The sequence below is a fragment of the Kribbella sp. NPDC058693 genome, from assembly GCF_042715335.1.
GTDB classification, from domain to species: Bacteria; Actinomycetota; Actinomycetes; order Propionibacteriales; family Kribbellaceae; genus Kribbella; species Kribbella jiaozuonensis.
Window position 1 is genome coordinate 1,526,475 of the sequence record NZ_JBHXSQ010000002.1, and the last position, 17,750, is coordinate 1,544,224.

General features: G+C 68.8%; 19 protein-coding genes. 9 read left to right on the forward strand and 10 right to left on the reverse strand.

Annotated elements, in window-relative coordinates; all coding sequences use genetic code 11:
* Positions 1 to 13 precede the first annotated feature (13 nt).
* From ACFWUU_RS16915 to ACFWUU_RS16930, 4 genes are read right to left on the reverse strand one after another with little or no spacing between them, the layout of a single operon-like run.
* The gene (locus ACFWUU_RS16915; protein ID WP_380176589.1) at positions 14 to 901 is read right to left on the reverse strand and encodes an RNA polymerase sigma-70 factor; all 888 of its coding nucleotides are present in this window, start codon (positions 899 to 901) and stop codon (positions 14 to 16) included.
* Entirely contained in the window at positions 894 to 1,457 is a 564-nt protein-coding gene (locus ACFWUU_RS16920) for a DinB family protein (RefSeq protein ID WP_380176591.1), read from the reverse strand. Before ACFWUU_RS16920 ends, ACFWUU_RS16915 begins: the two co-directional genes overlap by 8 nt.
* Positions 1,454 to 2,905 (reverse strand): cobyric acid synthase, encoded by a 1,452-nt coding sequence (locus ACFWUU_RS16925; RefSeq protein ID WP_380176593.1) that lies wholly within the window; start codon positions 2,903 to 2,905, stop codon positions 1,454 to 1,456. The genes ACFWUU_RS16920 and ACFWUU_RS16925 overlap by 4 nt, the downstream gene beginning before the upstream one ends.
* Before the next feature lie 9 nt (positions 2,906 to 2,914).
* Positions 2,915 to 4,441 (reverse strand): MFS transporter, encoded by a 1,527-nt coding sequence (locus ACFWUU_RS16930; protein ID WP_137254877.1) that lies wholly within the window; start codon positions 4,439 to 4,441, stop codon positions 2,915 to 2,917.
* Positions 4,442 to 4,524: 83 nt separating this feature from the next.
* Between ACFWUU_RS16930 and ACFWUU_RS16935 the strand changes: the two genes are divergently transcribed.
* The 5 genes from ACFWUU_RS16935 to ACFWUU_RS16955 all read left to right on the forward strand — a co-directional run bounded on the left by ACFWUU_RS16935 (position 4,525) and on the right by ACFWUU_RS16955 (position 9,031).
* Entirely contained in the window at positions 4,525 to 4,830 is a 306-nt protein-coding gene (locus ACFWUU_RS16935; RefSeq protein ID WP_380176595.1) for a GNAT family N-acetyltransferase, read from the forward strand.
* A complete protein-coding gene (locus tag ACFWUU_RS16940; protein WP_137254875.1) occupies positions 4,827 to 5,357 on the forward strand; it encodes a YbaK/EbsC family protein in 531 nt (176 codons plus the stop codon). The genes ACFWUU_RS16935 and ACFWUU_RS16940 overlap by 4 nt, the downstream gene beginning before the upstream one ends.
* A gap of 9 nt (positions 5,358 to 5,366) precedes the next feature.
* A complete protein-coding gene (locus ACFWUU_RS16945; protein ID WP_380176597.1) occupies positions 5,367 to 6,926 on the forward strand; it encodes a LuxR C-terminal-related transcriptional regulator in 1,560 nt (519 codons plus the stop codon).
* A gap of 71 nt (positions 6,927 to 6,997) precedes the next feature.
* Complete coding sequence (locus ACFWUU_RS16950; protein WP_380176599.1) at positions 6,998 to 8,107, forward strand: flavin-containing monooxygenase; 1,110 nt, start codon at positions 6,998 to 7,000, stop codon at positions 8,105 to 8,107.
* 99 nt (positions 8,108 to 8,206) lie between these two features.
* Entirely contained in the window at positions 8,207 to 9,031 is an 825-nt protein-coding gene (locus ACFWUU_RS16955; RefSeq protein WP_380176865.1) for a helix-turn-helix domain-containing protein, read from the forward strand.
* A gap of 2 nt (positions 9,032 to 9,033) precedes the next feature.
* Here ACFWUU_RS16955 and ACFWUU_RS16960 read toward each other — a convergent pair whose 3' ends face one another.
* Positions 9,034 to 9,465, reverse strand: a complete 432-nt coding sequence (locus tag ACFWUU_RS16960; RefSeq protein WP_380176601.1) for an organic hydroperoxide resistance protein — start codon at positions 9,463 to 9,465, stop codon at positions 9,034 to 9,036.
* Positions 9,466 to 9,475: 10 nt separating this feature from the next.
* Entirely contained in the window at positions 9,476 to 10,429 is a 954-nt protein-coding gene (locus tag ACFWUU_RS16965; protein ID WP_380176603.1) for a zinc-binding alcohol dehydrogenase family protein, read from the reverse strand.
* A 50-nt stretch (positions 10,430 to 10,479) separates the two neighbouring features.
* Here ACFWUU_RS16965 and ACFWUU_RS16970 point away from each other — a divergent pair, with 50 nt between their 5' ends.
* Entirely contained in the window at positions 10,480 to 11,130 is a 651-nt protein-coding gene (locus ACFWUU_RS16970) for a TetR/AcrR family transcriptional regulator (RefSeq protein WP_380176605.1), read from the forward strand.
* Here ACFWUU_RS16970 and ACFWUU_RS16975 read toward each other — a convergent pair.
* From ACFWUU_RS16975 to ACFWUU_RS16990, 4 genes are all read right to left on the reverse strand, one after another.
* Positions 11,114 to 11,860, reverse strand: coding sequence for a sulfite exporter TauE/SafE family protein (locus tag ACFWUU_RS16975; protein ID WP_380176607.1), 747 nt, complete (start codon positions 11,858 to 11,860; stop codon positions 11,114 to 11,116). The genes ACFWUU_RS16970 and ACFWUU_RS16975 overlap by 17 nt on opposite strands.
* Before the next feature lie 147 nt (positions 11,861 to 12,007).
* Positions 12,008 to 13,162, reverse strand: coding sequence for an SPFH domain-containing protein (locus ACFWUU_RS16980; RefSeq protein ID WP_371401862.1), 1,155 nt, complete (start codon positions 13,160 to 13,162; stop codon positions 12,008 to 12,010).
* Between the two features lie 192 nt (positions 13,163 to 13,354).
* Positions 13,355 to 13,882, reverse strand: coding sequence for an NfeD family protein (locus tag ACFWUU_RS16985; RefSeq protein ID WP_137254868.1), 528 nt, complete (start codon positions 13,880 to 13,882; stop codon positions 13,355 to 13,357).
* Between the two features lie 73 nt (positions 13,883 to 13,955).
* Positions 13,956 to 14,738 carry an ABC transporter ATP-binding protein gene (locus tag ACFWUU_RS16990; protein ID WP_137254867.1) on the reverse strand — a complete coding sequence of 261 codons (783 nt, stop codon included), beginning with the start codon at positions 14,736 to 14,738 and terminating at the stop codon, positions 13,956 to 13,958.
* Positions 14,739 to 14,799: 61 nt separating this feature from the next.
* Between ACFWUU_RS16990 and ACFWUU_RS16995 the strand changes: the two genes are divergently transcribed.
* The 3 genes from ACFWUU_RS16995 to ACFWUU_RS17005 are packed head-to-tail and all read left to right on the forward strand — an operon-like array spanning position 14,800 to position 17,740.
* Positions 14,800 to 15,534: a hypothetical protein gene (locus tag ACFWUU_RS16995; RefSeq protein WP_380176609.1), complete on the forward strand. Its 735-nt coding sequence runs from the start codon at positions 14,800 to 14,802 to the stop codon at positions 15,532 to 15,534.
* 53 nt (positions 15,535 to 15,587) lie between these two features.
* Positions 15,588 to 16,811 (forward strand): phosphoserine phosphatase SerB, encoded by a 1,224-nt coding sequence (serB, locus tag ACFWUU_RS17000; protein ID WP_380176611.1) that lies wholly within the window; start codon positions 15,588 to 15,590, stop codon positions 16,809 to 16,811.
* A gap of 56 nt (positions 16,812 to 16,867) precedes the next feature.
* Positions 16,868 to 17,740, forward strand: coding sequence for a GNAT family N-acetyltransferase (locus ACFWUU_RS17005; RefSeq protein WP_380176613.1), 873 nt, complete (start codon positions 16,868 to 16,870; stop codon positions 17,738 to 17,740).
* The last annotated feature ends 10 nt before the right edge of the window (positions 17,741 to 17,750 follow it).

Here is a 17,750-nt window from a genome sequence, read left to right on the forward strand (position 1 = left end):
GTGTCCTTTCAGTTCACCAGCTCAGATCTGACAGCCCTCCGATGTGTGACACCTGGGCGGCGGCGAAGGCGAGCTTGTCCGGGTTCAGCACGAAGCGGAGGTCGGTCACGCCGTGCGGGCCAGCCTCGAGGAAGCACACCGCCATCAGCCCGTCTGGGCCCTCGGCGACCAGTGCCGGCTCGCCGTTCGCTTCGGCGAAGCGGAGGACGAAACCCGCGCCGAACTTCTGCAGCGTCCCGATCAGGTACCGCGCAACCATGGTCCGGCCGACGACCGGGTTCCGGGCAGCGATCACCTTGCCGCCGCCGTCCGCGGTGGAGACGACGTCCTCGGCCAGGAGGCGTTCGAGCTGTTCGATCTCGCCCGACTGAGCCGCGGCCAGGAATCGGTCGACAAGTTCCCGCCAGCGTGCCCGGTCGACCGGGTGCCGACGCTCGGTCGCCACTCGCTTGCGAGCGCGGGACAGCAGCTGCCGGGCGTTCGCATCCGTCGTACCGATCAGCTCGGCCACCTCGCGATGGCTGTAGCCGAACGCCTCGTGCAGGACGTACGCCGCACGCTCAGCCGGCGTCAGCCGTTCCAGCAAGAGCAGCAGTGCGAACGACACCGAGTCGCGCTCGGCCACCACCTCGAGTGCGTCGAACCGCCCGGTCAGGACCGGCTCCGGCAACCACTCCCCCACGTACAGCTCGCGCCGAGCCCGAGCGGACGTGAGCTGCTTGATGGACAGGTTGGTGACGGTCTTCGCGAGATACGCGTCCGGGTCCCGCACCGACGTACGGTCGGCGTCCTGCCAGCGCAGCCAGGCGTCCTGCAGGATCTCCTCGGCGTCGGTCGCCGTACCGGTCATCCGATACGCAATCCCGAACAGCCGCCCGCGAAGACGCTCGAAGTCATCCATCCAGGAACGTCTCCGCGGCTCGCTGGATGGTCGCGTAGTACTCCGTCCAGCCGGTCTTGTCGAGCAGGTTGGCGTCTTTGCCGCCTTGGCCGTCGATGAGTTCGCGGATGATGTCGGCGTGGCCGGCGTGGTGGGCGGTTTCGTCGACAACGCGGACGAGTAGCGCGCCGAACGACGTACTGCGGTTGCCCTCGGGCCAGTGCGGGACCTCGGCCGGGTGGTCCAGGTCGAGGTCGGCGATCGAGCGGTCGCTGTGGGCGCAGGCCTCGCGGTAGAGGCCGGTGAGGTACTCCGTCGACTCGTCCGGCTTGGCCCACATGTCGGCGCCTTCCCAGACGGAGCCGTCCGCTTCCCAGGGCAGCTGTTCGGCCGGCGGCCGGCCCACGCTGGTCCCGAGGTAGACGTACTCGATACCGACCAGGTGCTTCACCAGCCCGAGCAGGTTGGTGCCGGACGGGACCAGCGGGCGGCGGCGGTCGTACTCGCTGAGCCCCTCGAGCTTGGCGAGCATCAACGCGCGGGTGCCCTGGAGGTAGTCCTGCAGGTCGGTCTTCACGGGGCTCCTGGGGGGACGAAGGGTGCGGGCGGGGCGCCGTTCTCGATCAACCGCATCAGCGCGGCGGTGTCGGCGTACTCCTCGATCATGTCGGCGAGCCGGTCCAGCCGCTCCGCGCGGAGGCCGGCGAACGAGACCGAGCCGTCGGGCGCGGGCTTGCCGGTCAGCTCGGCGACCTCGGTGAGGAAAGCATGGCGCGCGGCGTCGTCGTCGAGCAGCCCGTGCCAGATCGTGCCCCAGGTGTTGCCGCGCCGACAACCACCCGGAAACTCCTCCGCGTCGCCTGTCACCTCGACAACCCCGTGGTGGATCTCGTACGCCGTCGCCGTCGGCCGCGCCAACGTCTTCTCGCGCGAAAACACCGTTGCAACCGGCAACAAACTCAGCCCGGGATGATCGCCGCCCGACTCGACTCCGTACGGATCGGAGACGGACGATCCGAGGATCTGGTACCCACCGCAGATCCCCAGAACCGGACGGCCCTCACTGACGCGCGCAGTGATCGCGTCGGCCAGGCCCTGGCTACGAAGCCAAGCCAAGTCGGCGACGGTCGCGCGGGAGCCGGGAAGCACGACCAGATCGGCGTCGCGGACCTCGGCCGGGCTGGTGGTGAAGAAGACGCTGTTGGTCGGCTCGACCGCGAGCGCGTCGAGGTCTGTGAAGTTGCTGATCCGCGGGAAACGCACCACCGCGATCGTCAGCAGATCGCCCGGCGAGGTACGCCGTACCGGGATGTCGAGCGCGTCCTCGGAGTCCAGCCACAGCTCAGGCAACCACGGCAGGACCCCGTACGTCGGGCGGCCGGTGACCGAGGCGAGCATGTCGATCCCCGGCCGCAACAGCGACACGTCGCCGCGGAACTTGTTCACCAGGAACCCGCTGATCAGCGCCTGATCGGCGTCGTCGAGCAAAGCCACCGTGCCGAACATCGACGCGAACACTCCCCCGCGGTCGATGTCCCCGACCACGACGACCGGCGCCCGCGTGTGCTGCGCGAGCCCCATGTTCACGTAGTCGGACTGCCGCAGGTTGATCTCGGTCGGACTGCCCGCACCCTCGCTGATCACCACGTCGTACCTCGACGCGAGATCGTCGTACGCCGCGAACGCCGCCTTGGCGAGCTCGGCCCGCTCGGTCAGGAACCCCCGCGCGCTCAGCTCGCCCCACGGCTGTCCCATCAGTACGACGTGGCTGCGACGATCGCTACCGGGCTTGAGCAGCACCGGGTTCATCGCCGCCTCGGGTTCGGCGCCCGCGGCAACGGCCTGGATCCACTGCGCCCGGCCGATCTCGGTGCCGTCGGCGCAGACCATCGAGTTGTTCGACATGTTCTGCGCCTTGTACGGCGCGACCCGCACGCCCTGCCGCGCCAGCCAACGGCAGATGCCGGTGACCACGGTCGTCTTGCCGGCATCCGACGTCGTACCAGCGATCAGCAGCGAACCCACTCGGTCATCTTAGGGTTCGCGGTCGCGGCGTTCGGTACGCGGCATCCGCGGCGTCGCGCCCTGGAACCGGGTGGCGCCGCCGGTCGCCGACAGCGGCTTGGCGATGTTCTCCAGCGACTTGCCTTCCGCGTCGACGCCGAACACCCAGGCGATGATCCCGCCCGCGAGCATCACACCCGCGCCGACGATGTAACCGACCGTCAGCGGCCCGCGCGCCGGGTTGTCGCCCGAACCGATCAGCGACGCGAACAGGAACGGCGCGATCACACCACCGGTCAGCTGCGAGATCGCGAAGAAGAACGAGATCGCCTGCCCGCGGAGCTCGATCGGGAAGATCTCGCTCACGGTCAGGTACGCCGATGACGCGCCGGCCGAGGCGAAGAAGAACACCACGCACCACAACCCGGTCAGCGAGGCGGCGTTCAACACGCCGGAGTTGAACAGCAGCGCGGTGATGAACAGCACGATCGCGGCAAGCGTGTACGTGCCGAAGATCATCTTCCGCCGGCCGATCGTGTCGAAGAGCCGGCCGAGCAGCAGCGGTCCGGCCAGGTTGCCGATCGCGAACGGGAAGAAGTACAGCGCGACGCTCGAGTCGTTCAGACCGAAGTACGACTTCAGCACCAGCGCGTAGGTGAAGAAGATCGCGTTGTAGAGGAACGCCTGCGTCACCATCATCGAGAACCCGAGGAACGAGCGGCTGCGGTAGTCGCGCAGCATCACCCGGGCGATCTCGCGGTACGTCACCGGCGGGTAGTCGACCAGCTCGATCGCCTCGTCGTCGCTGACCGTACGCAGTTCGCCGCCCTGGCGCCGTACCGTTTCCTCGATGTCGTCGACGGTGCGCTCGGCCTCCTCGACCCGCCCGTGCGTCATCAGCCAGCGCGGGCTCTCCGGGATGTGCCGGCGCAGATAGATGATGAACAGGCCCATCACCGGGCCGATCAGGAAGCACAGCCGCCAGCCCCACTCGATCGGGACGATGTCCTTGTTCAGGAACACCAGACCGACCGCGGAGCCGATCAGCGCGCCGGCCCAGTAGGTGCCGTTCACGCCGATGTCGACCCGGCCGCGGAACCGCGACGGGATCAGCTCGTCGATCGCGGAGTTGATCGCGGCGTACTCACCGCCGATACCCATCCCGGCGATGAACCGGAAGATCAGCAGCGAGGTCAGGTCCCAGGACAGGCCGGCCAGACCGGACGCGATCAGGTACACGAGCAGCGTGACGATGAACAGGCTGCGTCGGCCGAGCCGGTCGGTCAACCGGCCGAAGACCAGTGCTCCGACCACCTCACCGCCCAAATAGACCGACGCCATCAGGCCGACCTGCGACGTACTCAGGTGCAGGGTCTCGGGCTCTTTCAATACGTTCCCGACCAGGGACACCAGCTGGATCTCGAGGCCGTCGAGGATCCAGGAGACTCCCAGACCGACGACGATCATCCAGTGGAACCGGGTCCACGGCAGCCGGTCCATCCTGGCCGGTACGAGACTCGGTATCGCCTTTCCGTGCTCCAACGCGTGCTCGCTCATCCACTGCTCCTTTCGACCATCCGGGCCGGTACCCCAGGAGTGACCGAGTCAAAACCGTCGGTCACGGTGACTAGAGTTGCGGCATGGAGACAGACATCAACGTCGTGGACGCCAAGGACAACAGCCGGTACGAGGCACACGACGCGGACGGCACCCTGATGGGCTTCGTCGACTACAAGCTGCACCCGGGCGTGATCGCGTTCGTGCACGCCGAGACGCTGCCCGAGTTCCGCGGCCGCGGCGTGGCCGGGCGGATCGCGACGAAGTCCCTCGACGACGCGCGGGCACTCGGACTCCGGGTCAGGCCGGCCTGCCCGTTCTACCAGGAGTTCCTCCAGGAGCACACGGAGTACGCCGACCTCGTGAAACTGCCGGAGGCCCACCAGTGACGGCACCGGTGATGGGCAAGCTCGACTGGCAGCCCGCGCTGGAGGTTCCGGAGCTGCTGGCAGCGCCGGTTCGGGACGGGCTCGCGGACGTGACGGCGTACGCGGCGGCGATCGACGCCGAGCTGGCCGACACGGCGGCGTTCTGCGCGGAGTACGACGTACCGATGGCCGCCTCGGCGAACTGCGTGATCGTGCTCGGCAAGCGGGCCGGCGAGGAGTCGTACGCCGCGGTGCTCGTGCTGGCGACCGACCGGGCCGACGTGAACGGGGTGATCCGCAAGCACCTCGGCGTCCGGAAGATCTCGTTCGCCGCCCAGCACGACGCGGTCAGCACGACCAGCATGGAGTACGGCGGGATCACGCCGATCGGACTGCCCGCGGACTGGCCGGTGCTCGTCGACGAGGCGGTCGTGAAGGCCGGAATGGTGGTCATCGGCAGCGGGATCCGCGGCTCGAAGCTGTTGCTCGACGGCACCGAGCTCGCGAAGTTGCCGACAGCAACAGTGCTGGACCTGGCGCAGCACTAGAGGCCGACGATGGAGCAGCACGACTGGCCCGCGGAGTACGCCGAACTGACGGCCGCGGACCAGGGCGCTCCCCTGCCGCCGGCCGAGCTCGAACGGCTCGCGGTCGCCGCCTTCGTCCTCGGTCAGGACGACGAGGTCGCGGCGTACCGCGAGCGGGCGGTCGAGGCGTACCTCGTGAGCGGCGACATCGACGGGGCGATCCGGAGCGGGTTCTGGCTCGGGTTCCATCTGCAGCAGCGCGGTGATCTCTCCCGCGCGGCCGGCTGGCAGGCGCGGATCATGCGCCTCGTGCCGGAAGGGAACGTCGAGCTCGCCGGGCGGCTCGCGATGGCCGAAGCCGCGTTGACGATGAACTCCGGCGACGCAGCCACCGCGCTCCCCTTGTTCGAGCAGAGCCAGCGGTGGGCCGGCGAGCCTGACACGATCGTCCTGGCCGCACTCGGCCGCGGGAACTGCCTCGCCATGCTGGGTCGCGGCACCGAGGCCGTCCTCGCACTCGACGAGGCGATGGTCCACGTAACCGGCGGCCGGATCGGCCCAGAGGTCACCGGCATGGCGTACTGCTCGGTGATTGCCCTCTGCCTCGACATGTACGACATCCGCCGCGCCCAGGAGTGGACGCGCGCTCTCACCGGCTGGTGCGACTCGCAGCCAGGCCTGGTCCCGTACCGCGGGGCGTGCCTGGTGCATCGTGCCCAGATCCTTCAGTTCCGCGGGGCGTGGACTGAGGCCGCCGACGCAGCGCAGGACGCGTGCCGACGCCTGTCGGCGGGCACGGTCGGATCGGCGTGGTACCGCCTGGCCGAGGTCGAGCGCCAGCGCGGCAACTTCGACACGGCCGAACGCGCGTATCAGCTCGCGGCCGGTGACGGCATGGACGTCCAGCCTGGTCTGGCCCGGCTGCGCGCCGCGCAGGGCAGGTACGACGTTGCGATCGCCGGTCTGGACCGTGCGTTGGCCGAGGACTCGCTCTCGCCGAATCGCCCACTGCTGCTCGCGGCGCGGGTCGAGTTGGCGATCGAATGCGACGACCGCGAGACCGCACGCAAGGCGGCGGCCGAGTTGAACGAGTTCGCGCGGACGGAATCGCTGTACCTGCAAGCGCTCGCGGCGTACGCCGAGGGTGCGGTACGGGTCGCGTGCGGCGATCCCCAGGGCGCGATCCCGCTGTTGCGGCGGGCCGGGACGCTGTGGCAGCGGCTGGAGATGCCGTACGAAGGCGCCCGCACGCGGCTGCTGGTCGCAGACGCTTGCCGGCAGCTCGGGGACACCGACGCTGAACAGATGGAGCTGCAGGGCGCGCGAGCCGTCTTCGAACGCCTCGGCGCCGACGGTGACCTGACGATGCCCGACCAATCGGATGCCGGCAGCAGACTCAGCGCACGGGAACTGGAAGTACTGCGGTTGCTGGCGACGGGTGCAACGAATCGGACAGTCGCCGATCAGCTGTTCCTGAGCGAACGAACGGTGGCTCGGCATGTCAGCAACATCTTCGGGAAGCTCGGCGTCTCCAGCAGAGCCGCGGCGACGGCCTACGCGTACGAACACGGCCTGACTGGGCAGAAATGACCAGTCGCCGCTCGCCCGAGTTGGCGTGATCGGACGATGTGCAGCAGCACAATCCGGACCTACTTTGAATTATGGACAGGGTCGGGACTGTGGTGGTCGGGGCGGGGCAGGCGGGATTGGCGATGGCCTACTACCTGCGGCGGCGGGGTGAGGACTTCGTCGTGCTGGACGGGAATGACCGGGTGGGTGACTGCTGGCGGGAGCGGTACGACTCGTTGCGGCTCTTCAGTCTGCCGCGGTACGCGAGTCTGCCCGGGCTGCGCATCGGCACCAAGGACTGTCCGAACAGGGACGAGATGGCCGACTACCTCGAGCAGTACGCCGTACACCACGAGCTGCCGGTTCGGACCGGCGTACGCGTGACGCGGTTGTCGCAGGACGCCGACGGGTTCGTGGTGGAGACGAACGCCGGTGACTGGCGCGCGGACCAGGTCGTCGTCGCGGCCGGTATGCACAGCACGCCATGGTGGCCGTCGTTCGCCGATGAGCTCGATCCGTCGATCCGGCAACTGCACTCGCTGGAGTACCGGAACCCCGAGCAGCTTGCGGACGGCACCGTCCTGATCGTTGGTGCGGCCAACTCTGGCACCGATGTCGCCCTCGACGCGGTCAAGACCCATCGCACGCTGCTCGCCGGACGGCACCCCGGGCAGGTGCCGGTCGACATCGACTCGACCGTCGGCCACGTGTTCACGCCGGTCGTCATGTTCCTGTTCAAGTACGTCCTCACCCGACGTACGCCGATGGGACGCAAGGCGATCGCGAACGCGCTGAAGAACGGTCTGCCGCTGACCCGCAACAAGCTCGACCACCTCGATGCGGCCGGCATCGAACGGCTGAGCCGGATCGAGGGCGTCCGCGACGGCAAGCCGGTGACGGCCGACGGCGACGTACTCGACGATGTCATGAACGTGGTGTGGTGCACCGGTTCCGATCCGGACCACAGCTGGATCGACCTGCCGATCTTCGGGGACGACGGGCGGCCGCGGCACGAGCGGGGCGTGGCGTCCGACGTACCCGGCCTGTACTTTCTCGGGCTCGATTTCCAGTACGCGATCGCCTCGGCCAGCATCCAGGGCGTCGACCGCGACGCTCGCTTCCTCGTCAAGCACTTGACCCAACACGCCGCGCATCTCGATCGGCGGAGCGCCGATCGGACGATACCCGTGGACAGGCGGTAGCATCACGGGCTGAAATGGGTGCGTGGCTGGGCGTGGGTCAGGGTGAGTGATCAGGTGTCGGTGAGCGGCGGCGAAGGTGGGCCGACCGCTCTGCGGATCATGCTGGGTGGGCAGTTGCGGCGGATGCGTGAAGCCGCCGGGATCAGTCGCGCCGACGCGGGCTGGCAGATCCGGGCCTCGGAGTCCAAGGTCAGCCGGATGGAGCTCGGCCGGGTCGGGTTCAAGGAACGCGATGTCAGCGATCTGCTCGAGCTGTACGGGATGGCTGACACCGACGAGCGGTTCCGGCTGATGGAGCTGGCCCGGGCCGCGAACAACCCCGGCTGGTGGTCGCGGTACGGCGATGTGATGCCCAGCTGGTTCACCAACTACGTCGGCCTCGAGGTCGCCGCGGCGCTGATCCGCACGTACGAGGTGATGTTCGTCCCCGGTCTGCTGCAGACCGAGGAGTACGCGCGGGCCATGGTCCAGCTCGGCAAGTCGTCGTTCCTGCCGCACCAGGAGGTCGACCAGCGGGTCGAGCTCCGGGTCACCCGGCAGCAGATCCTCACCCGCGCGAACCCGGCCCGCCTCTGGGTGGTCATCGACGAGTCGGTGCTGCACCGGCCGGTCGGCGGCGAGAAGGTACTGCGGGCGCAGATCGAGCACCTGATCATGTGGTCGCAGCAGCCGAACATCACGCTGCAGGTGATGCCGTTCAGCAGCGTCGGGTACGCCGGCGCCGGTGGCGCGTTCAGCCTGCTGCGGTTCCCGGAGGGCGATCTGCCCGACATCGTCTACATCGAGCACGCGGCCAGCGCGCTGTACCTGGACAAGCTCGACGAGGTCGACGAGTACGTCGCGATCATGGAGGGCCTGACGATCTCGGCGGCCCCGGTGTCCGCGACCGAGGGCCTCCTCAAAGAGGCCCTCGCGCGAATCTGATCTCAGGCGACCTTGAGGTCGACCTTGATGTTGCCGCGGGTGGCGTTGGAGTACGGGCAGACCTCGTGCGCCTTGGCGACGAGCTCCTCGGCGACCGCGCGCTCGACACCCGGCAGGCTGACCACGAGCTCGACCTGCAGGCCGTAGCCGGCGCCGCCGTTGATCGGGCCGATGCCCACCTCGGCGGTGACGGTCGAGCCGTCGGAGTCCTGACGGGCCTTGCGCGCGACCAGCTTCAGCGCGCTGTGGAAGCAGGCCGCGTAGCCGGCCGCGAACAGCTGCTCCGGGTTGGTGCCGTTGCCGTTGCCACCCATCTCGACCGGCGGCGCGACCGTGACGGCGAGCTTGCCGTCGTCGGTAGATACCTTGCCGTCGCGGCCGCCGTCCGCGGTGGCGCGGGCCGCGTACAGAACCTTCTCAACTGCAATTGTCATATCTGATCTCCTAGCGAGTGGGGTCGAGCAGGAGCTTGCCCACAGTCCTGCGGGCACGCATGTCTTCGTGAGCGGTGGCGACGTCGGACAGCGCGTACTCGCCGCCGACGATCGGGCGGAGCTTGCCGTCCGCGGTCAGGTCGAACAGCTCGGTCAGCGCCGCACCGAACTGCTTCGGGTCGCGCAGGCTGTCGACCAGCCAGAAACCGGCGATCGTCTTCGAACCCTTCATCAGCCGGGCGGGCTCGATCGGCTTGGCGGCCTGCCGGGACGCCGCGCCGAACGTGATCAGCCGGCCGAACGGCGCCAGCGCCGCGAACGACTCGTCGAACGTCGGGCCGCCGACCATCTCGAGCACGATGTCGACCGGCTTGCCGCCGTTCGCCTCGAGGATGCGGTCCTTGAGGCCCTCCGGCTCGCCGTCGATGGCCACGTCGGCACCGAGCTCCAGGGTCTGCTGCCGCTTCTCCTCCGACGACGCGGTCGCAATGACCCGGCCGGCGCCCCACAGCTTCGCGAGCTGGATGGACAGGTGGCCGACGCCACCGGCGCCCGCGTGAACCAGGACAGACTCACCGGCTTGCAGGTGTGCGGAGTGCTTCAGCATGTACCACGCCGTGGTGCCCTGGACGATCAGCGCAAGCGCCTGCCCGTCGGTGACACCGTCCGGCACGTCCCACGCGCGCGCCGGGTGGATGAGCGCCTTCTCGGCATACCCACCCGAGCCGACCAGCGCGACCACCCGGCGACCGTCCGGGGTGCGGCCGACCACCTCGCCGCCCGGGATCAGCGGAAGCTCCGCCCGGGACAGGTAGCTGTTCTCCACCTGGTGGGTGTCTGCGTAGTTGATGCCCGCGCGGTCGACCGCGATCAGGACCTGCCCGTCGCCGGCGGCCGGCTCCGGGATCTCGCTGATCTTCAGGACCTCGGGTCCACCGAACTCGGTGATCTGAATGGCTCGCATACACCGTACTATACACTGTACGTTATGAACGTCGAAGGGAGGTGCGTCACATGGCCAGGACACCGCGGAACACGCTCAGCTCCGAGCTGATCGTGCGGACCGCGCTCGAGCTGATGGAGTCCCGCGGCACGGACGCCTTCAGTCTGCGCGGCGTGGCCGCCGAGCTGGGTGTCGGCCCGATGGCGCTCTACACCTATTTCCGTAACAAGGACGAGCTGTACGACGCGGTCCGCGATCACCTGATGGGCCTGCTGCCCCCCGTACCTGATGGTGTGCCGTGGCCCGATCAGGTGCGGGCGGTGTGCCGGTCGTTGCGGCTGCTGATGCTCCAACATCCTTGCCTTGCGCAACTACTCGCCGGGCGGCCGCTGAGCGGGCACGAGACGGCGCGGGTCGCCGAGGGACTGCTCGGCGTACTGCGGGCGGCCGGGTTCGACGCGGAGACGGCGGCCCGCACGCATACGACCTTGTTCACGTACGTGCTCGGCTCGACGTCGTGGGAGATCCAGATGGCAGCCGAGCGTCGCGATCCCGAGGCCTGGCGGCGACTGCGCGCGACGATGGAGTCGCTGTCGGCGCGCGAGTTCCCGTCAGTCGTCGAGCTGGCACCGGAGTTGGCCCGGACGACAGGCGGCGACGAACAGTTCGACTACGGGCTGGACCTGCTGCTGGCCGGACTACAGCTCAGAACACCATCGTGACGATGGCGAGGATGCCGATGCAGACGATCAGGGCGCGGAGTGCGATCGGCGGGAGTTTGCGGCCGTAGCGGGCGCCGAGGAAGCCGCCGATGGTCGAGCCGACCGCGATCAGACCGGCGGCGAGCCAGTCGATGTCGTGGACGATGATGAACAGGATCGCGGAGGCGGTGTTCACGACCGTCGCCAGCACGTTCTTCAGGCCGTTCATCCGCTGGAGGTTCGAGTCCAGTCCGAGGCCGAGGATCGCCATCAGCAGTACGCCTTGCGCGGCCCCGAAGTACCCGCCGTACACACCGGTGGCGAAGACGGCCGGGATCACCCACCAGGCGCCGCGGTGCAGGTGCGACGGAGCACTGATCCACTTCGACAGCCACGGCTGGAACGCGACGAGTAGACAGCCGAGCAGGATCAGCACCGGTACGACGGCGTGGAACGCGGAGTCGGGCAGCGTCAGCAGCAGCACTCCCCCGACGATGCCGCCGGCCAGTGACGCCGGGATCAACCGCAGCATGCGGCCGCGTTGGCCCTCGAGCTCGCGCCGGTAGCCGATCGCGCCGGCCGCGGTACCCGGCGCCAGACCGACGGTATTGCTGACGTTCGCCAGCACCGGCGGGATGCCGACAGCAAGTAACGCGGGGAAGGTGAGCAGTGTGCCCGACCCCACGACGGCGTTGATCGTTCCCGCGCCCATCCCCGCCAGCAGGACGAACACCGCTTCGTACCATGTCATCGCTGCCTGACTTTACGCACCCGATCGCGCCTCGCGCTCACCAGTCCGCACATTGAGCAGACAGTATGCGATCGACTGGTAGTCAATCGACAAGACAAAGGCCTCCCCGGCTGACCGGGGAGGCCTTGGTGGTACGACGTACAACTGTCAGCGCTGCGGCGGCTCCGCGGCCGGCGGCTCCTGCGACGGAGCAGGCGGCGGGATCGACGGCGTGGCCGGTGCAGCAGCCTGGCTGCGGGTGCTCACGGCAGCGGACTCGGCAGCCGCGATCGCCTCGCGGACCGCGTTGTCGGCCTCGGCCACTGCCGCCGGCGCAGCGGCGGACGAGTCGAGCTCGGCCACCTCGCCGTTGGAGAGCTCCGGCGCGTGCCAGTCGCCCTCGGCCTTCTGGGTGATGCCGGCCACCTGGCCGACCGCACTGCCCAGACCCTTGAGCGCGTCGCCGATCTCGCTCGGCACGATCCACAGCTTGTTCGCGTCGCCCTGGGCGATCGACGGCAGCATCTGCAGGTACTGGTACGCGAGCAGACCCTGGTCCGGCTTGCCGGCGTGGATCGCGTTGAAGACCGTGGTGATGGCCTGCGCCTCACCCTGTGCCTTCAGGATCCGCGCCTGCCGCTCGGCCTCGGCGCGGAGGATGCGGGACTGCTTGTCACCTTCGGCGGTGAGGATCGCGGACTGCTTCTGACCCTCGGCGGACAGTACTGCGGACTGCCGCATACCTTCCGCGGTGAGGATCGCGGCGCGCTTGTCCCGGTCCGCGCGCATCTGCTTCTCCATCGAGTCCTGGATCGAGGGCGGCGGGTCGATCGAGCGGAGCTCGACCCGGTTGACCCGGATGCCCCACTTGCCGGTCGCCTCGTCGAGCACGTACCGCAGCTTCTCGTTGATCTCCTCGCGAGACGTCAGCGTCTGCTCGAGGTCCATACCACCGATGATGTTTCGCAGCGTGGTCATGGTCAGCTGCTCGATGGCCTGGATGTAGTTCGAGATCTCGTACGTCGCCCGGACCGGGTCGTTCACCTGGAAGTAGATGACGGAGTCGATCGACACCATCAGGTTGTCCTCGGTGATGACGCCCTGCGGCGGGAACGCGACCACCTGCTCGCGCATGTCGATGGTGTAGCGGACCTTGTCGACGAACGGCGTCAACAGGTTCAGGCCGGGCTGCAGACCGGTCTTGAACTTGCCGAACCGCTCGACGATCCCGACGGTCTGCTGCTGCACCACCCGGACGGACTTGACCAAGGTCACGATCACCAATAAGGCGACCAGTGCCAGGACTATGAGGAACGCGGTCACTTTGACCCTCCACTCGAACGGACCCTCAGGACGGACAGTCTTCCGTATCGACGGGGCAGGCGCCGTACCGGTTCCCGGCGCGTCGGATGCCTGATCGAGCAGCTACATCAACCGCCCTGCACCTTCGACACTACTGCGCGGAGGGGACCACTCAACCGATCGACTGGTTCAGGTCTGCGTGCAGCTCTGCGTTCAGCTCTGGGGCGGGTCGGTCGGCTTCGGGTCCTGGCTCGGCTCGGGCAGGTCGAGCTGGTGGTGCAGCGGCTCGCCGACCGGGTAGACGACCGCGGTCGCGCCGTCGATGTGCATCACCTCGACCCGGGTGCCCGGGGCGATCGTCGAGATCTCGTCGTACGGCCGGGCGGTCCAGAGCTCGCCGCCGAGGCGGATCGAGCCGCCGCCGTCGGGATGGATCTCCTTCACCACCGTCCCGGTCCGGCCGATCACGTGGGCGGAGCCGGTCTTCAGCTCCTGGCCGTGATGGATCTTGCGGACGATCATCGGCCGGATCGCCCCCAGCATCGCGGCCGCGGTGATCAGGCCGACGACGATCTGCAGCCAGAGCAGTCCCGGGAAGAACGCCGCGACCCCCGCGGCGGTGAGCGCACCGGCGGCCAGCATCAGCAGGGTGAAGTCGAGCGAGGCCAGCTCAGCCAGGCCGAGGACGGCGGCGATCGTCAGCCACGCCGCCCACACATTGTCCCGCAGCCAATCCATCATTTCCCAAGCCTATCCACGTCGGGGCCTGCAAGCAGGTGTTTGGACGCGTCTGGTCGGCCACAGGATCCCGGGGTCAGAGGGCGCGGGCGGTGTAGCGACCGTCTTCCTGCTTGAGGGTGAGGGCCAGGTCGAAGGTGTCGCTGAGGGTTTCGGCGGTGAGGGCTTCGTCCATCGGGCCGGCGGCCACGACCCGGCCCTGCTTGAGGAGGAGTGCGTGGGTGAAGCCGGGCGGGATCTCCTCGACGTGGTGGGTGACGAGGACCATCGCGGGGGCGCCGACCGCGGTCGCGATCGCGCTGAGCGAGCGGACAAGCTGTTCGCGACCCGTAAGGTCGAGGCCGGCCGCGGGCTCGTCCATCAGCATCAGTTCGGGGTCGGTCATCAGCGCGCGGGCGATCTGGACCCGCTTCCGCTCCCCCTCGGACAACGTCCCGAACGTCCGGTCCGCGAGGTGCCCGATCCCGAGCTCGGCCAGTAGTGCGTTGGCACGTTGGTGATCCAGGTCGTCGTACTGCTCGATCCATCGACCGAGCACGGCGTACGACGCGGAGACGACGACATCGGAGACCCGCTCGCTCTTCGGCAACCGGTCGGCCAATGCGGCGCTGGTGAGTCCGATCCGCGGCCGCAGCTCGAACACGTCGACGGCGCCGAGCACTTCACCGAGCAGGCCGGCGACGCCGGTCGTCGGGTGAAGTTGCGCGGCGAGGATCTGCAGCAGGGTCGTCTTGCCGGCGCCGTTCGGCCCGATCACCACCCAGCGGTCGGCCTCGTCGATCGTCCAGTCGATCCCGTCCAGCAGCCGTGCGCCACCACGGACGATCGTCACCCCGGCCAGCTCCACCACTGCAGTCATGCTCAAAACCTAAGGGGTCGCCGTCGACGACGTGTGGTCGGGTGGTGAGAGACTTGCGGGCGTGCTGACGACCTCCGCCTCGGTACGGTTCACCGTTTGGACGAACGCGATGCTGACCGGCGCCTGCGACCCCGACACCGCCGCGTCGAAGATCCTCGGTGACGACGTCGGTCACCATGTCTCCGGACTGGCCGGGCATCCCGAGCCGGCCACGTTGCCGGTCGCGCTCAACCTGCTCCGCGCCGCGGGTACGACGCAGGCGCACCTCGCGCTGCCCGTCCCGGGTGACCCGATCGGCCTGGCCGGACCGCCGTCGTTCAACGAGGCCGCGTTGGAGACCGGCGAAGCCGTCGTACTCACGGGGCCCGAGCTCGGACTCGTTCCGGCGTACGTCGGGCCGGCAGTGCAGTGGTCCGTGCTACCCGCGTCGAGTCCGCTGCCGGCCGACCTCGGCGAGGCAGATCGCGGTCTGCGGTTGTCGTTGATCGACGCGGCCGATTCGCTGGCCGCGCTCGAGGTCGCGCGGTGGAAGCCCGAAGTCGCGGACGCGCTGATCGACATCCGCAAGATCGGCCGCGGCGACGGAGACGTCCTTGCTCCGGGCTACGAACCACGCGCAGTGAAGACGGCGGCCACCGCCCGGAGGTGTCTGGCCATCGCAGACGCGGCGCTGGAGGATGACGGTGCAGCGGTGACCGGGGCCGAGGCCGACGCTCGCCGGCGGGCGCTTCTCGATCTCGCGGCCGCGGCCCGCCGGGCGCTGGTCGCGGCCTGCGCGCCACCCGTTCATGCTTGAGATCTGGACCGGCCATTGGACGGTCATCTCATATAGGTAGCGTTCGGGGTGCGATGACTGATCCCACGGAGCTTGAACTCGAGACTGCGGCGGCCGAGCGGCCGACGCTGCTGGTGACGTTGACGGGGACCGACCGGCCGGGCCTGACCTCCGCCGTTCTCTCCACGCTCGCGACGCGTGGGCTCGAGGTCATCGACGCCGAGCAGGTCGTACTGCGGGGGCGCCTGGTGCTCGGCGTACTGCTGTCGGCGCCGCGTGACCACAACGACCTGAAGGAAGAGCTGAAGGCACTCGCCAGCATGCTCGACGTCGACATCTCGGTGAAGAAAGGTGTCGGCGACAACGAGCCGCGGCGCAAGGGCCGCAGCCAGGTGACGGTGATCGGTCATCCGCTGTCCGCCGCCGGACTGGCCGCGGTCGCCGGCCGGATCGCCGACACCGGCGCGAACATCGACCGGATCAGCCGGATGGCGCGGTACCCGGTCACCGCGATGGAGATCGCGGTCTCGGGCGCCGACCCGGAGACGCTGCGGACGGTCCTCGCGCTGGAAGGTGTGCGGCAAGGGCTGGACGTCGCGGTACAGGACGGCGGGTTGTACCGGCGGGCCAAGCGGCTGATCGTGATGGACGTCGACTCGACCCTCATCCAGGGCGAGGTCATCGAGATGCTCGCCGAGCACGCCGGCCGGCTGGACGAGGTCGCCGCCGTCACCGAGAAGGCGATGCGCGGCGAGCTGGACTTCGAGGAATCGCTGCGGCATCGGGTCGCGGCGCTCGAGGGGCTGCCGGCGACCGCGCTCGACGAGGTGTACGCCGAAATCGAGCTCGCGCCCGGCGCCCGTACCTTGGTCCGCACGCTGAAGCGACTCGGCTACCAGTTCGCGATCGTCAGCGGCGGGTTCAGCCAGATCACCGACAAGCTCGCGGCCGAGCTGGGCATCGACTACGCGAAGGCGAACGAGCTCGAGATCGTCGACGGCGTACTCACCGGCCGGGTCGTCGGCGAGATCGTGGACCGCGCCGGCAAGGCGGCCGCGCTGCGCGAGTTCGCCGTACGCTCCGGGACTCCGCTCACGCAGACCGTGGCCATCGGCGACGGCGCGAACGACCTCGACATGCTCGCCGTGGCCGGTCTGGGCGTCGCGTTCAACGCCAAGCCGGTGGTTCGTGCTGCCGCCGACACCCATCTCAGCGTCCCCTACCTCGACACGATCCTCTACCTGCTCGGCATCACTCGCGAAGAAGTAGAAGTCGCCGACGCCGAGACCCCGGCCTGATCGCAACAAGCTGCAATTCGGCCGGTTGGTCCGGGTGGATGCGGCAAGATCGGCCCATGGACTTCACCGACCGGCCGGCGACGCTTGACGATGCGGACGCGATCTACCGATTGATCGCCGCGAACGAGCGCGAGTGGCACGGCCAGGCCGAGGTGATTCCTGATCAGGTGGCCGCGAATCTCAGCCGGCCGATGATCCAGCTCGAGCGCGACACGCTGGTCGTCATCGCCCCGGACGGCGAGGTCGCCGCGTGGGCGTGGTTGCACGACGGCAAGCACGCGCAGATCGACGTTCATTCGTCGTACCGCGGGCTCGCGATCGGGACGCGGCTGCTCGACTGGGCCGAGGCGGGTTCGCGGGCGCGTGGCAGCGAGTGGTTCGCGCAGATCGTCGACGACGCGGACCTCGCCGGGACGGAGCTGCTGCGGTCCCGCGGCTGCGACGTTCTGGCGACCAACTGGTTGTTGGAGCGACCAATCAGTTCGGGATCGGTCGCTGCACCGGACGGGATCCGGCTTACGGCGTACGACGAGGCTCGGGCGCATGAGGTGTACGAGCTGATCGAGGCGGCGTTCGCGGCGTTCCAGCCGCGGCGGAAGTCCTTCGAGGAGTGGAGCGAGTTGACGGTCGGGCGGGCGACGTTCCTCCCGGCGGTGTCGACGCTCGCGTACGCCGGTGACGAGGTGGTCGGCGCGGTGATCGCGCTGGACGGCGAGGAGGGGTACGTCGAGCAGCTCGCGGTCCGCGACGACCAGCGGAAGAAGGGCATCGCCCGCGCGATGCTCGATCGCACCTGCGCGGAGTTCGGCGCCCGCGGCCGCAGTACCTGCATCCTCTGGACGCATTCCGGCACCGGCGCGCTGGCGATGTACGAACGCCTCGGCATGCGGGTGCGACGCAGTACGACGGTGTTTCGCACGCACCTGTGACGAGCTGTTG